The organism is Peribacillus frigoritolerans (genome assembly GCF_030676415.1).
Lineage (GTDB): Bacteria > Bacillota > Bacilli > Bacillales > DSM-1321 > Peribacillus > Peribacillus frigoritolerans_A.
This window is the reverse complement of sequence record NZ_JAUUTW010000048.1, coordinates 18,019-32,753: the sequence shown is the minus strand read 5'-3', so window position 1 is coordinate 32,753 and position 14,735 is coordinate 18,019. Positions and strand designations below refer to the sequence as shown.

Sequence of the window (14,735 nt, the reverse complement as noted above, 5' to 3'; positions counted from 1 at the left end):
TATCCATTACTACAATCATCAACGAATCAAGGTAAAATTAAAAGGCATGAGCCCGGTAGATTACCGGGTTCATGCCCTCAAGGCTGCCTAAGTAAATAAAGTGTCTAACTTTTTGGGTTCACTTCAACCTGGCAGTCCCCTTTTACAACTTCAGACATATCTCTTGCGCTTTGTTTTCCCCATCAGTAATACAGTCCGGTATTCCGACACCATTATATGAACAGCCCGCAAGTAAAACATTCGGGTAATTCTCGGAAATTTTCGCCTCCAGGGACTGAACGATTTGAGGATGTTTAATATGGTAGTTCGGCATATTTTCATGCCATTTCGTCACTTCACTTGTAATTGGATTCCCAGAAATGCTTAGACTGTTTTTAATGTCGCGTAAAGCCACCTGAATCAATTCCTGCTCTGTAAGGGACCGTAATCGTTCATAGTCCGGACTTGAGCTTTTATAAAAAAGCCTTACCAAAAGCTGACTGTTTTCAGAAGTATGCTCCCATTTCCGGCTTGTCCAGGTACATGCATTGCAGATCAAATCACTATTATCACCTGCAATGAAACCTGTCCCGTCTTTAGGAAGCCTGCTGTCCGGGATATCGAATCCAAGATAAACGCTGATCATCGAACTATTGATCAAGCCGTCGAAGTCTTCATCCAACTCCGGATCACCCAATAATTTCTGGGCAACAGTATGCGGTGTACTCAATACGATGAAGTCCGTTTTCAGCGTTTCACCGTTTGCCAATGAAATGATATACCCCTCATCATTTCTTCCAATTTTATCTACACTGACCCCTTTTAAAATCTCCACCATATCGAGACTTTCCTCAATTCGTTCAACCAATGTTGATAAGCCATTTTTAAACGAAAGGAACTTCTTATTTCCCTTGCTTTGGTATTTCTGCTTATTTTCCGATAGACCGCGTATTATACTGCCATATTCATTTTTATAATCCAGCATCTCTGGCAGTGTTTTGGCAATGGTCAATTCATTTAATTTCCCTGAATAAACACCCGATAGGACAGGCGATATCTGTTTTTGCACCAATTCCTTACCTAAGAAGCTTTCAAGAAATAAACCAATTGAGTCATTCTTCGTAAACGTCTCATTTTTTGTATAGAAATCCTTTAAGGCTTCAACCTTCCCTTGGGCGGAAACGAGATCACTTTTCGCCAGCGACTCCAGGCTCATTGGGATTCCGAATAGGGCATCTTCCGGGATTCCCTTCAGCACCCCATCTGTATGGATAAATGATTTTCCCGTCGCATTATAGACAACTTGATCCTCTAGGTTCAATTCCTTAAGAAATGGTTTTATATTCTGTTTCCTGGCGACAATCGAATCGGCACCCGCTTCAATTTTAAAAGGACCATCGTGCACAGTCCTGATTTTACCGCCAAGATCCTCATTTCCTTCTATTAATATTAATCGTACGGAGAGACTCCTTGCTTTAACTGTTTTTTGTAAATAGTACATGGTTGATAAACCGGTAATGCCTCCACCTACGACTACGACTGTTTTCATTAGGACTACACCTCGATTAACGAATTTTGCATTAAGTAAAGTGTACCATAAGGCAGCGGCATTATTAAAAGCGGCCCTTCTAATTCATTCGTTTCATAATGAAGCCTGTAACAAATTGGACAAAAAAAAGACCTCCCCTCATTAGAAAAGTCTACATGCCATCATATAATATTTGTTATTCGTTCCTTATTCCATATCCTTGTTCATCGTATCTAATCTATATTCCATTATCTCCATCAACCCGCTTCTGCCTTCTTTTTGAATCCCTGTATCCTGATACCCCGATTTTGCATAAAGCGTTTTTGCCATCACATTCATGACGTTCACTGCCAGAATGATCGAATCCTTGTTTGGAAAAATCCCTTTTGCAAATTCCGGAAGGATTTGCAAGGCTTTCTTCGCAACCCCTTTGCCCTGATGTTTTTGATCAACAAGAAATCCACGGAGTAATATCGCTTTTTTATTGTTGGTGAAAGAAGTGATGTTCCCGCCAATGTGTAAAACGAAAAAGCCAACAGGGATACCTTCGGCCAATATTACGATAGGGTGCCTGTCGCAATCTTCCCGGCAATATTTCAGTGACTCTTCGGGCAAAGCTGAAAAAGGGGTTTGTGTACCCGGTAAATAGAACTCGGAAAGCTCGTGAAGATGTTCCGGTAAATAAGGAGTTAAGGTGATGGTTTCGATTTCCTTTTCCATTAAGCACAGCCTCTTTCATCAATTATTGGATACAATAATGATTCGATGCCCCGTCCGATATTCCCTTCATAAACCGGAAGGAACACTGCCGAATATATCGGCAGTGCCCCTTCTGTTAATCAGTGTGAATTTTCATTGATTGTCAGTGCTTCCCGTAAATTGATTTGCTGGCGGAGTATGTTGGCAACATCACGGGAGATTTGTCGTTTTTCAAACATATCCTGCACTTCGTCCCGTTCTGCCTGGATCGCTTTATAGAACAGCTCTCTTTCATAATCGGCCATTTTACTCGGGGTACTGCCTCTATTTTCACGTTTGCATTTTAAAATCAACACTTTATACTCATCTATGATCATCGAGGATGTCTTATGATTATCGGATGTAATTCCGGCTTGTATCTCTTGGATGGCAGCTTTATACATCCTGATTTTAAGATCCCTGACTTTTTCCAATCTCTCAAGATTGATTTTTCTTATTTCGTTTTTATTAGGGAAAAATAATTTTAAAACCCTCAGCATACTTCTTCTGAAAAGCGTTACTGACCTGAAAAAACGGAACTTCAGTCGATTTGTTACGGCACCTTCCATACGCTGGATGTATTCCTTGCATATATATGCCGTTTCCCTGTCCACTTTTTCATCCTTAATGAGTTTATCCAGGAATCTTTGCTCTGCTTCAAGGGCCTTGAAACGAAGATCCTTCTCTTCTTCCCTTAATGCAGCCGGTTCTTTCTCCTGTTCTACATAGGACAGTTCATTGATCTTGGTACAGTACCTGGAAATGATCGACAAAGACGCTTCCCGGTTTTCATCTGTCATTTGGGACTCAATCACCCGAATAGCGGCTTGATGTGAGTGAATGGCAGCAGCTTTCGTTTTGTCAGCCTGCTTGTCCACCACTTCCTCTTCTTCTGACCGTGCCACGATTGGCAGAAATACACTCGCAACAATCAGTGTCAGCAATATGACACCTGCTGCAATGAAAATGATTAACGAACGCTCAGGAAAAGGACTTCCATCTGCCAACACATATTGAATCGAGAACGAACCCGCTAACGTCACAGCTCCGCGAACACCGGAAATGGTAATGATTCCAGCCGCTTTGAAGTCTGGTTTTTGGGCTCCCGCTTTTTTCGTCATCCAGCCAATCGACCAGGCAGCTGTAAGCCAAATGAATCGTAAAGCGAAAAGGAAAAGTGTAATGATCACGATATAAAGGATCACTTGTCCATTATTGAAGGCTGGATCTTGAAAGATAGTTTTCGCAACGCTTGGGATTTGCAAGCCAAGCAAAACGAATACAAGACCATTCAATACATATAAAATGACGGACCATGTACTCTTTGAAACGACTTGAAGTTCTAAAGTTGGTGATATTTCCCGATCTCGTTCAATGGCATGGACAATTCCCCCAGCCACGACTGCTAAAATCCCTGAAAGGTGGAAATGTTCCACAGCGAGGAAAATAATAAAAGGAGTTAGGATTTGGATCAGCATATGCATCGTGACGTCTTCCATCCCTAAACGGCGAAGAAATACACGAAGCCTGATAATGATGAAAGCTAGTATCGCTCCACCTACAAACCCACCAATTGCAATCCATATGAAACTGAAGGTTGCGTCGACTAAGGAGAAAACACCAGTGACTGTAGCTGCAACGGCAAACTTAAAGGCAACTAAACCTGAGGCATCATTCATGAGCCCTTCGCCTTCGAGAAGGTGCATGATGCTCTTCGGTAACTTGACCCGACTCGCCAAAGCACTTACTGCCACTACATCCGTAGGTGACAAAATGGCCGCCAATGCGAACGCTGCCGGCAATGGTATCGAAGGGATCATCCAATTAATTAAATACCCGCCTGCCCAAACCGTTAGGAATACCAGGCCTAGTGCAAGCATCAGAATGGGTGCTCTCAACTTCCATAGTGCTGTCCGGGGTACATTTTTGCCATCATTGAATAATAGGGGTGCGATGAATAATAGTAAAAATAATTCCGTCTCCATCTCAACATGCATACCCAGAGGTAAAAGTGCCAAAATGACACCCAGTGCTATTTGTATTAATGGTACGGGTATAAAGGGTATAAAATGGTTAATTACATTAGACACTCCAATCAATATAAGAAGCGCTAATATAACAAGAAAAAACTCCATACAAACATCAAACTTCCTCTCTCATCTATTATCATAACTATAAGCGTAACATATTTATCCCCATTCATTCATGCATTAACTATTCTAACCTAGAAACCTCCTGAATAATGATACCTTTCATGAAAGCAAAGGAGCTTACGTTGTGCGCGATGAACCATCATGAAGATCGAGGTGATTGGATGTATACAATATCAACTCCATCAACAAACTTGGGTAACCGCATAAAACAGAAAAAAGCTGAATGGCTAACCATAATCAGCTTTTCCCACATGATGAAAGACAATGGTCTTTGTGAAAAGACAACTAAAAAACTTATTTAGTTCCCGGGACAAAGAGACGCAGATGTTTGTGCAGTACTTTTGCCTGGAAAGGAAGAAGAATGCCTTCATCGCCATCGATATTGACTGCAAGTTCCTCTGATGTGGCTAAATGGAGCTTGGATGTTTTAATATATTCAACTTCGTCATGCCCCTTGATCTCCCCCCTAATTAAACTGGGAATGATCTTGACGATGAGAGGAAGAGATAAATCCTTAATGATGAATGTGTGCAGCTTTCCATCATTCACTTCCGCCTCTGGTGCAAGTTGTTCGAAACCGCCGACAGAGTTAGTCATTGTGGCAATTAGTAAATGAGCCTCGCCCATCCACTTTCCCTGATCATGTTCAACCGTTAAAGGAAACGGAGTCTTTTTAATGATCGCTTTTGCTCCTTCAATGAAATAGGCAAAAGACCCCAGACGGGTTTTTTGTTCAACGGTAACATTATAGGTAGCCTCGGCGATCGCCCCTACTGCCAACACATTCATGAAGTAACGATCATTGATCTTCCCTATGTCCGATTCCTTAATATGCATATCCTTTAATATCTCAATGGCTGCATTGGGATTCAGGGGTATTCCTAATGATCTCGCGAAATCATTGATGGTTCCTAGTGGAATGATTCCGAAAATAGGCCGATGTTGCTGCTCACCCATGCCATTCACTATCTCGTTCACCGTTCCATCCCCACCCATGGAAATGACAGCATCGAACCTTCCTGCACATGCCTCCTTAGCAAAATCCGTAGCATCCCCCTCTCCTTCCGTTTTACGAACGCATACCTCATCAAAAATTTCACCAAGTGCCTTTTCCGCTTTCGGCAAAATCTTTCCTGCCTTTTCCTTACCTGAAGATGGATTGATGATAATCATCGCTTTCGGCATATGCTACCTCCCATTATTGTACTTCTACTAGCATGTTACCTCTTTACTGATGTACTAAAACCACACGGACAATTTTTCTGATTGCTGAATAAGCATTTTCCCAGTAACTCACAAATATTCGCTGCCACTTGAATTTTGCTGACATTTCAGAACAAGCTCTTATATGTTACATGGACTGTGAAACAGGCATTCATTGATCACTGAACTTTCCTGTTCATCATCTGTTACATTAATACCTATCTCAATCAATTGAAAATTGTCTGTCCCTTTCGCTCCCTTTTTGTTTTTTCCTTTTATAAAAAGCATTATTTCTTCAATCTCCTACTTCCCTTGAAGAAAAACATACAAAAAAACAGGTGACAAATCCCTTTCCTATAGGGTTTTGAGACTATCTGCGAAATAAATTTCAAATTTTCTGTAAAATACCTATACATTTTCCAAATTCGGGTATATACTGTATTATAACAACAAGCAAACATCAAAAACTGTACTATAAAGAAAGGGAGCGAGACATGCAAGCAAATCAATCAGATTTATTAATAATCGATTCATTTAAACATTGCCCGGAATGTGGTGAAACACATGTGGACCACTCAGATTCCTATCTGATGGAATGCGATCGCTGCCTTTCCAAACGTGAAGAATAAAGCGATCGATAAATATATCTAACAATAAAAGGAGGAAATACCATGCAAATGAAAAAATCCATTGAGTTTTTTAACAATATCCCTGCTAAACATTGCCCCGAGTGCGGTGACCATATTATTGAGCACGCTGAGTCCTACTTAATGGAATGTGACCGCTGCCTTTCCAGACGCGAAGACTAATTAAACCAAATCAAAAAGGAGGAACCACCATGCAAACTATAAATCCACTGGAATTCTTCAGGACACTGCCGCCTAAACAATGTACGGAGTGCGGAACCCATATCACTGAACAAGCTGAATCCTACTTAATGGAATGTGACTACTGCCTTTCCAAACGCGAAGACTGATTAAACCAAATCAAAAAGGAGGAATCATCATGCAAACTAAAAACCCATTGGAATTCTTCAGGACACTGCCGCCTAAACAATGTACGGAGTGCGGGACCCATATCACTGAACAAGCTGAATCCTACTTAATGGAATGTGATCACTGCCTTTCGAAACATGAAGACTGATTAAACCAAATCATAAGGAGGAATCATCATGCAAACTAAAAACCCATTGGAATTCTTCAGGACACTGCCGCCTAAACAATGTACGGAATGCGGGACCCATATCACTGAACAAGCTGAATCCTACCTCTTGGAATGTGACCGCTGCCTTTCCAAAAAAGATGAATATTAATAAAAGATGCTGACATCAAGAAGCCATATAGGCCAATTTGATGTCAGCATTTACCTTGTATTAGCTCCCCTTTCCTTGCATATAAAAAAGGATGCCTTTGGGACACCCTTCAACCGTACTTATTTTTTATCTCCCAATATATTTGTCTACATATTTTCCACTGATCTTCCTGCTGCTGTATTGTAAGAAGTCCAATGCAAAAATCATGAATTCAAGGCCTAGACGCTTATCTGATCGCATAAAATCAGAACCTAGCAGTTTCTCCAATTTTTCAAGCCTATGATATAGCGTTTGCCGGACAATGAATAGTTGTTTCGATGTTTCCTGTTTAGAACCGTTACAAGCAAGATAGGTCTTCAGGGTAGGCATTAACTCACCATTGTTTTGTTTGTCATATTCAATGACCGGACCTAAATACTCGTACACCGTTTCCTCCAGATTACCATGTTTATTTATGAGCGAAATCATGCGATGCATATGTAAGTCCTGATAAAAGAAGCTCCTGTTATCCTCTGGCAGTGTATCCTGAAGCAGCAAAGTCTCACGGGCCGTTTCATAACTTTTATAAATCTCACTTAACTTTTGAACATGCTTTCCAAACCCAATGGTAAGTTGACCCATACGATTACGCCCGCTTACATCCATTTTCATGATTCGATCGACCGCGCTTGAAACCCTTGATTTCCAATCTTCAGATGAACGATTATCACCTAAGATAAAAACAAGATGTTGATGTATTTCCATGGAAAATATCTGAAAGCCGTACTGTTCAAAAACCGTTCTAAACATTATCTTAAAATAGGTTCCATCTAATTTTGTGGAACCTTTATTATACTTTGGGTGTTGTTTGCAAATGCAAACAATTCCGCCATCCAACTGCATTTTCGGATCAATATAGGAAAGCCTCTCCCGGATTGCTTCATCGTTATATTCACCTTCAATCCAATTTGTAAGCCATATACTTTCTTCCGACATTTTCTTTTCTTCTATATATAACTCTCTTAATAGATGCTGTGCCAATGCGGTAGCCGTTCGATCCAAAATCAGTGAATCAAAATCAGTCAACTCTCTGTCGCTGCTGCAAATGAGCAGTTCCGCATAATTTTCACCGAGCACTTGAATCGGCTGTCCAAGAACGGTTTTATCCAATTTCCGCTTCTCTCCGTATATGTCCGCTACCATTTGATAGGTTACTTTTTTCTTTATTTTTGGAATGCTGGCTATATCATTTTCATTAAAGATAAGAATAACCTGTACATTTAAATAGCTGTGGAGAAATTTTAGAATGGATTCATGATGGTCAATTTCGAGGAGATTTTTATTTAACTGCTGGGAGTAGTTTTCTAAGTTGGAGATCATCTGATATTGTTTATTGATGATAAGGGAATGAATATCCTGCGTGATTTCTACGAAAGGGACTTCTTCATGAAATAGGATGATAGGGAATTGCCGTTCATTTGCGAGATCAATGGCACATTGCGGCACTGCCATGGTGTTGGCGCCAATCTCTATACAGAGTCCAGCTGCATCGCATTCAATTAACTGTCTTAAGTAGGATAGAAATGTGTCATCGCAATCTTTCCACCCTAAACCGGTAGTCAGAATCAGTTCGTTTCCATTTAACAAATGGCTGATTTGGGTGACTTCCATGCAGTGGACCCACTTCACTTGACGCTTTATCCCACTGCTACCTGCAATTATATCCGTCAGATTAAAATGCTTGCGTGTTAGAATTTCCTCGATTGTAATCGATGTATTCATCCATCCACATCCTTTTATAAAACTGCTTTAAAATCTATTATAAACGGACAACCCTTAAATCTCCAGACAACTTGTTAGAAAATCCAACGTCAAAATTCTACAAAAAACTCGAACAGGTACAAGAAAAAGGACCCATTCGTGAGGAATAGGCCCGGTCCATAACTATTTCAATTCAACTTTTTGAAAAGCAATGTAGAGAAGTATTTCCTTCCCTCCGGGGTTTTGATGTTCAATTGCTTCCATTCCTGCTTCGTTCCTTCAATCAGTTCAAAATCGAGAAAAGCTCCACTTAAACTTTCGGAAACCCGGGTGATTCGATATCCTCTTTCAAGTAAAAAATCGATTTGTTCCCTTTCTAAGCGATATTCTTGATATTCGGACATTTCCATTCCCCCTTTTTCATACGTTCTCCTTGCCCGTTGAAGCCGTAAAAACCATCTCTTCCTCAAGTTCTGGACCTTTTCCGATTTTCCAATCCCTGCCTACGGAAATACCTAAATATTTCTCATCGCTGGGATCAATGATTTCAGCTTGTTCATATTTCTTGAACCACCAATACTTAGCTAATATATAATAACTTGCACCGCCGAGAACAAAGCCAATGATAAACGAGTAATTCGAAAAAATCGTGGCACCGATTCCACCAATCACCCAAGAAATGATTCCTGCCCAATTCACTCCATTCAAGTATTTATACTGGCCTTCACTCTCATAGAGTTCTTGTACATTTACCCGCCGTTTACGGAGGAAATAGTAATCCGCTACCAGGATGCCGACAATGGATGCCAGGATTCCGCCTATTATTAATAAAACTTCTATTATGATGCCGAACAGGCTCCATGGCTGAACTACTACCCCAATAACCCCCGCTACAACGACTCCCGCCCAAAATGGCATTTTAGGACCCATGACATTAGAAAAAATGGTAGCTGCGGGAATGACATTGGCCGTAGTATTCGTCGACCATTGAGCAAATACGATCATGATTAAAAGGACGCCGAGAGCAATTCCACTTGCTGATCCCTGTATGGCAACTACAGGATCATAATTGGAAACAGCCATATAAGAAACCGCTCCGATAATCACCATGAACGTCTGAGTGATGGGATAGGTGATAATATTCCCAATTATTTGCCCCTTATTGCGCTTGAACCAATTTTTTTCATTCTTTGGTGCCTTTATATAGCGGGAAAGCGTGGGCATATCTGCAGTCAACGTGCCCCAAAATCCCATATTTGCCATAATGACGACCATGAAAGCCGTGGCGGCAGCCCCTCCAGTGACCGGACTTTCAATCCAGGACCATACATCTCTTCCTTGGGCCACAGCCTGATCGGATAGAGTGAAATACATCCAGCCAGAAATTAAAATGATGACGGGCGCCGCCAAGTCGGCGAATCGTTCTATCGACTTTATTCCCATTGCCGTGTTGACTAATTGTAAAACCGCAAAAATGAGGAAGCAGATAAACCAATTATCAAAATCAAAAAGGGTTGTGAAGATAGCATTCATAGCAGTAGCTCCAAAGTAAGTATTGAGGCCGAACCAGCATGACGCTACAAACCCCCGTACAACCGAAGGGATGTGGGTGCCAATCGTACCGAACGGCGCTCTCATATAGACTGGGAATGATATTCCATGTTCAACACCAATATCCCCTGTCATTGTCATCAAAAAGCCGAGAACCACACAGGCAATGACCGTTGCAAGAACGACCCAGCCTAAGGATAAACTTTGAACACCGTTCCCACCGATTGCGAAGGCAGCCAATACTACAGCCATACCCACCCAAATGAAACCAAATCCGGCTGCACTTATGTTTTTCTCACTATGAGGTATAGGCAGCAAATCGGGAGACTTTAAATAATCTTTCTTCTCACCCATATAAAATCCCCCTATATTAATTTGCAAGATTCCTTACCGAAGTCAGACTGGAAGCCTTTTCCCTGTATCCGGCTTCAGCGCCGCATTATATTTTGCCCTTTTCAAGAATTGCCCTTTTCCAGCTTCGCCTACAAATTGTTTGTCTTTAATGACAAATTGACCTCTCGATAAAACGGAAACCGGTTCACCTGTAATTTCCATACCTTCAAACGCATTATAATCCACAGCCATGTGGTGAGTTTCTGCAGAAATGGCCCTTTCAACTTTCGGGTCAAAAATGACAATATCAGCATCCGAACCTACTGCAATCGTCCCTTTCTTAGGGAATAATCCAAATAGTTTGGCAGCACGCGTAGAGGTCATGTCGACGAACTGATTCAAGGTAATACGCTCTTTCATGACCCCTTCAGAAAAGAGGATACTCATGCGGTCCTCAATCGTTGGGCCTCCGTTCGGTATTTTCGTGAAATCTTCACGTCCAAGTTCCTTCTGTCCCTTAAAATCAAAAGAGCATTGATCGGAGCCGATCGTTTGCAGCTGTCCCATCTTCAAAGCATTCCATAGCACTTCCTGGTTTTTCTTCTCCCTTAACGGAGGGGACCATACATACTTAGATCCTTCGAAATGGGGCTTTTCAAGATAAGACTGGTCAAGAACCAAATATTGCGGACAAGTCTCCCCCCAAATATCCACCCCTTTATTTCTTGCCTCAGTGATCTTTTCAACCGCATCTTCACAGGTGACATGAACGACATAGAGCTGACCATTTGCCATTTCCGTCAGTATAGCTGCCCGTCCAGTTGCTTCCCCTTCAAGCTCCGGCGGCCTTGTTAATGCATGGTAAATTGGATCGGTGTTACCTTCAGCAAGCGCCTGCTTTGTAAGATAATCGATCACATCACCATTTTCAGCATGAACCATGACAAGTGCGCCAAGTTCCTTTGCTTGCAACAAAGTGCGGTATAGCGTGGCATCATCAGCTTGAAAAACATTCTTATAAGCCATGAACACTTTAAAGGAAGAAATCCCTTCATTATCGATGATACTTGGCAACTCAGCCAATACATCATCATTAATCTCACTGATCATTAAATGAAAGCCATAATCTATGGCCGCTTTTTCATTGGCCTTTTCATGCCATGTTTCTATTGCTTTCTTTAACGGCACCCCTTTTTCGGTCAAACAAAAGTCGATGATCGTTGTCGTGCCTCCATATGCAGCAGCAATCGTACCCGTTTCATAATCATCCTTTGTCGTTGTCCCGCCAAATGGCATATCGAGATGGGTATGCGGATCAATGCCCCCAGGAAAAATATATGCGCCTTTTGCATCAATAATTTCGGCCCCCTCAGTCGGCAGGTCCTTGCCAATCATTGCAATCTTCTCATTTTCAATCAATATATCCGCTTGATACGTATCTGCAGCGGTTGCAATCGTTCCATTTTTAATGATTTTCTTCATATTCGACCCCTCCATCATTTTACGAAATCAACACTTTCACTGCTTATTCCCCCAAGGAACGATTGGCGTTCATTCCATGTCATTGGCGGTAATTCATTTGTCAATTCGATCATATCGATCGCCCCATCGACCGGACAGACGATCGAGCAAAGATTACAGCCTACGCAATCTTCTTCGCGCACTCTCAAGAAGGAGCTGCCCGACGTGTCCTTTAACATATCTATACATTGATGAGATGTATCTTCACACGCAATATGGCATTTATTGCAGTTAATGCACACATCATTATTAATGCGCGCAACGACCTTATAATTAAGATCTAAATTCCCCCAATCGGAATAGCGCGGCACGGACTTACCGACAATATCCATCACGGAGGAAATCCCTTTTTCATCAAGGTAATTGGACAGGCCATCAATAAAGTCTTCTACTATTCTAAAACCGTGATGCATGGCAGCCGTACAAATTTGCACTCCAGTCGAACCCATCAATAAAAATTCCACTGTATCCTGCCAATTTGAAATGCCGCCTATTCCGGAAATGGGAACATTGATCATTTTATTCCTTGCACACTCTGCCACCATATTCAAAGCGATCGGCTTCACAGCGGGGCCACAATACCCTCCGTGAGCCCCCTTGCCGCCTACATGGGGAATCGTATTCCATGAATGGATATCCACTCCTGCCAAGCTGTTGATCGTATTGATCATGCTTATTGCATCCGCACCGCCGCGCACCGCCGCTTCAGCCGTAACCGTAATGTCGGTTATATTGGGTGTAAGCTTGACGATGACGGGTTTGGATGCAGCTTCCTTCGCCCAGTATGTTTGCTTTTCCACAAGTTCGGGAACCTGTCCCGACGCAGCTCCCATCCCACGCTCTGCCATACCGTGCGGGCAGCCAAAGTTCAACTCGTAACCATCGACCCCTACATCTTCTATTCGCTTGATGATTTCATGCCACTTTTCCTGTTGTGGCTCCACCATCACCGATGCAATGATTGCATGATCAGGGAACCTCTTCTTCGTTTCATATATTTCTTTCAGATTCACTTCAAGCGGACGATCCGTAATCAATTCTATATTGTTGAACCCGGCAACTCTCTGTCCATTAAAGCTGACCGCTGCAAAACGTGATGAGACATTCAGGATGGGATCACCCAATGTCTTCCAAACAGCTCCACCCCAGCCAGCTTCAAATGCGCGCTGGACTTGATAACCCGAGTTAGTAGGTGGTGCTGAAGCAAGCCAAAAAGGATTGGGAGATTTAATACCTGCAAGATCAATTGATAAATCAGCCATGATAAGCCTCCTAATTTTCATAGTTATTAAGCAATTTCCACCGCTTCGCCCATCAAAATTGAATCAATTTCATAGGCTGTCTTCTTCCCTTGCTGGGCAGCTGAAACAACCATTGCCTCTCCTTGGCCTTTTCCGAAGATCACGTCACCGCACGCAAAAACCTTTTCATTCGATGTCCTGTAGGAATCCCCCTCCAATGTTACGACACCATCATCATGTTGAATGCCGAACTGTTCAATCAATCCTACATACCTGGATTGGCCTATAGCACGAATGACACCATCGACCGGTATGATGAACTCTGATCCTGAAATTTGGACTGGACGGCGCCGGCCATCTTCCCCCGCCTCGCTAAGCACCATCTTCACGCACTCGATGCCCGTAACCTGACCGCTTTCATCCGATAGGATCCTGGAGGGGGCAGTCAGCCAGTGAAATCCGACACCTTCTTGTTTGGCAAATTCATATTCAAAATCATAGGCTGTCATTTCCTTTTGGGTACGACGATAAATAATGCTCACCTGTTCGGCGCCCAGGCGGACAGAGCAGGTCGCGGCATCGATCGCCGTGTTTCCAGCCCCTATTACCGCCATTTTCTTCCCAATGAATTTATCAGTGATCGCCTCCGTTTTCGTTGCTTTTACGAAATCGATTGCATCATAAACTTCAGCCAAATCCTCCCCTTCAATTCCAAGCTTAGGAACATCGGACATGCCGATCGCTAAAATGACCGCATCATAGTCGGCAGTCAGCTGATTTGCGGAAACATCCACTCCGACCCGTGTATTCGTTTTAATATCAACATCCAAACTCTTTACTTGTTCAACTTCCCAATAAGAAATGCTCTGAGGCAAACGGAACGATACAATTCCGTAAGTATTTAGTCCGCCTGGATTCTTTTCAGCTTCGAAAATGGTTACACTGTAGCCAAGCAAGGCTAATTCCCTTGCTGCAGACAAGCCCGCTGGACCGCTTCCTACAATGGCAACTTTTTTGCCATTCTTCTTCCCGGCCTTGAATAGGGCTTGTTTATTTTGGATGGCCCAATCTGTGGAATAACGCTGGAGATTGCCAATCATGATTGGCTTTGTAGAATGGTTCAGGACACATGCCCCCTCACATAACTCTTCAGTCGGACATACCCGCGCACAGCTGGCACCGACAGGATTGGCTGTCATGATTGTCTTGGCCGACCCTTTAAAATTACCTGAAGCTATCTTCTTGATAAAACCTGGAATATCTATTCCGGTCGGACAGGCTTGAATACATGGGGCATCATAGCAGTATAAACATCGATTTGATTCTTCCAAAGCTTCCCTTGGGGATAAGCCCCTCTCCGCCTCCTGAAAGTTAATCTCTAGGCCACCTTTTAACGGGCTCGTCATACTCATCTACTATTTCTCCTTCCAAACATT

At 42.5% G+C, this 14,735-nt stretch carries 16 protein-coding genes; 5 read left to right on the top strand and 11 right to left on the bottom strand.

Annotated elements, in window-relative coordinates:
• Window positions 1-91 (top strand): IS3 family transposase (locus Q8G36_RS26575; RefSeq protein ID WP_142398304.1); only part of this gene is annotated, 91 nt, incomplete at its 5' end.
• Window positions 92-142: 51 nt separating this feature from the next.
• Here the strand turns inward: Q8G36_RS26575 and Q8G36_RS26570 are convergent.
• The 5 genes from Q8G36_RS26570 to Q8G36_RS26550 form a co-directional block, all read right to left on the bottom strand.
• Window positions 143-1,528 (bottom strand): protoporphyrinogen oxidase, encoded by a 1,386-nt coding sequence (locus tag Q8G36_RS26570; RefSeq protein ID WP_305162743.1) that lies wholly within the window; start codon window positions 1,526-1,528, stop codon window positions 143-145.
• Window positions 1,529-1,714: 186 nt separating this feature from the next.
• The gene (locus Q8G36_RS26565; RefSeq protein WP_305162744.1) at window positions 1,715-2,227 is read right to left on the bottom strand and encodes a GNAT family N-acetyltransferase; all 513 of its coding nucleotides are present in this window, start codon (window positions 2,225-2,227) and stop codon (window positions 1,715-1,717) included.
• Window positions 2,228-2,346: 119 nt separating this feature from the next.
• Window positions 2,347-4,380, bottom strand: a complete 2,034-nt coding sequence (locus Q8G36_RS26560) for a Na+/H+ antiporter (protein WP_305162745.1) — start codon at window positions 4,378-4,380, stop codon at window positions 2,347-2,349.
• Between the two features lie 312 nt (window positions 4,381-4,692).
• Window positions 4,693-5,583, bottom strand: coding sequence for a diacylglycerol/lipid kinase family protein (locus tag Q8G36_RS26555; protein WP_305162746.1), 891 nt, complete (start codon window positions 5,581-5,583; stop codon window positions 4,693-4,695).
• A 159-nt stretch (window positions 5,584-5,742) separates the two neighbouring features.
• On the bottom strand, window positions 5,743-5,889 hold the full coding sequence (locus Q8G36_RS26550) for a hypothetical protein (RefSeq protein WP_305162747.1): 147 nt from the start codon (window positions 5,887-5,889) through the stop codon (window positions 5,743-5,745).
• 383 nt (window positions 5,890-6,272) lie between these two features.
• Between Q8G36_RS26550 and yhfH (Q8G36_RS26540) the strand changes: the two genes are divergently transcribed.
• From yhfH (Q8G36_RS26540) to yhfH (Q8G36_RS26525), 4 genes are read left to right on the top strand one after another with little or no spacing between them, the layout of a single operon-like run.
• The gene (yhfH, locus tag Q8G36_RS26540; protein WP_082162914.1) at window positions 6,273-6,410 is read left to right on the top strand and encodes a protein YhfH; all 138 of its coding nucleotides are present in this window, start codon (window positions 6,273-6,275) and stop codon (window positions 6,408-6,410) included.
• A gap of 29 nt (window positions 6,411-6,439) precedes the next feature.
• Entirely contained in the window at window positions 6,440-6,577 is a 138-nt protein-coding gene (yhfH, locus tag Q8G36_RS26535) for a protein YhfH (protein WP_096340823.1), read from the top strand.
• A gap of 29 nt (window positions 6,578-6,606) precedes the next feature.
• Window positions 6,607-6,744: a protein YhfH gene (yhfH, locus tag Q8G36_RS26530; RefSeq protein WP_101225681.1), complete on the top strand. Its 138-nt coding sequence runs from the start codon at window positions 6,607-6,609 to the stop codon at window positions 6,742-6,744.
• A gap of 28 nt (window positions 6,745-6,772) precedes the next feature.
• On the top strand, window positions 6,773-6,913 hold the full coding sequence (gene yhfH / locus Q8G36_RS26525) for a protein YhfH (RefSeq protein WP_305162748.1): 141 nt from the start codon (window positions 6,773-6,775) through the stop codon (window positions 6,911-6,913).
• 126 nt (window positions 6,914-7,039) lie between these two features.
• Here yhfH (Q8G36_RS26525) and Q8G36_RS26520 read toward each other — a convergent pair whose 3' ends face one another.
• The 6 genes from Q8G36_RS26520 to Q8G36_RS26495 all read right to left on the bottom strand — a co-directional run bounded on the left by Q8G36_RS26520 (window position 7,040) and on the right by Q8G36_RS26495 (window position 14,705).
• Window positions 7,040-8,674, bottom strand: coding sequence for a PucR family transcriptional regulator (locus Q8G36_RS26520; protein WP_305162749.1), 1,635 nt, complete (start codon window positions 8,672-8,674; stop codon window positions 7,040-7,042).
• Window positions 8,675-8,841: 167 nt separating this feature from the next.
• Window positions 8,842-9,057, bottom strand: coding sequence for a hypothetical protein (locus Q8G36_RS26515; protein ID WP_063236190.1), 216 nt, complete (start codon window positions 9,055-9,057; stop codon window positions 8,842-8,844).
• A gap of 16 nt (window positions 9,058-9,073) precedes the next feature.
• Complete coding sequence (locus Q8G36_RS26510) at window positions 9,074-10,558, bottom strand: NCS1 family transporter (protein WP_305162750.1); 1,485 nt, start codon at window positions 10,556-10,558, stop codon at window positions 9,074-9,076.
• A 42-nt stretch (window positions 10,559-10,600) separates the two neighbouring features.
• Entirely contained in the window at window positions 10,601-12,019 is a 1,419-nt protein-coding gene (gene hydA / locus Q8G36_RS26505; RefSeq protein ID WP_305162751.1) for a dihydropyrimidinase, read from the bottom strand.
• 14 nt (window positions 12,020-12,033) lie between these two features.
• A complete protein-coding gene (gene preA / locus Q8G36_RS26500) occupies window positions 12,034-13,320 on the bottom strand; it encodes an NAD-dependent dihydropyrimidine dehydrogenase subunit PreA (protein ID WP_305162752.1) in 1,287 nt (428 codons plus the stop codon).
• Between the two features lie 26 nt (window positions 13,321-13,346).
• The gene (locus tag Q8G36_RS26495) at window positions 13,347-14,705 is read right to left on the bottom strand and encodes an NAD(P)-dependent oxidoreductase (protein WP_370694128.1); all 1,359 of its coding nucleotides are present in this window, start codon (window positions 14,703-14,705) and stop codon (window positions 13,347-13,349) included.
• Window positions 14,706-14,735: the final 30 nt, after the last annotated feature.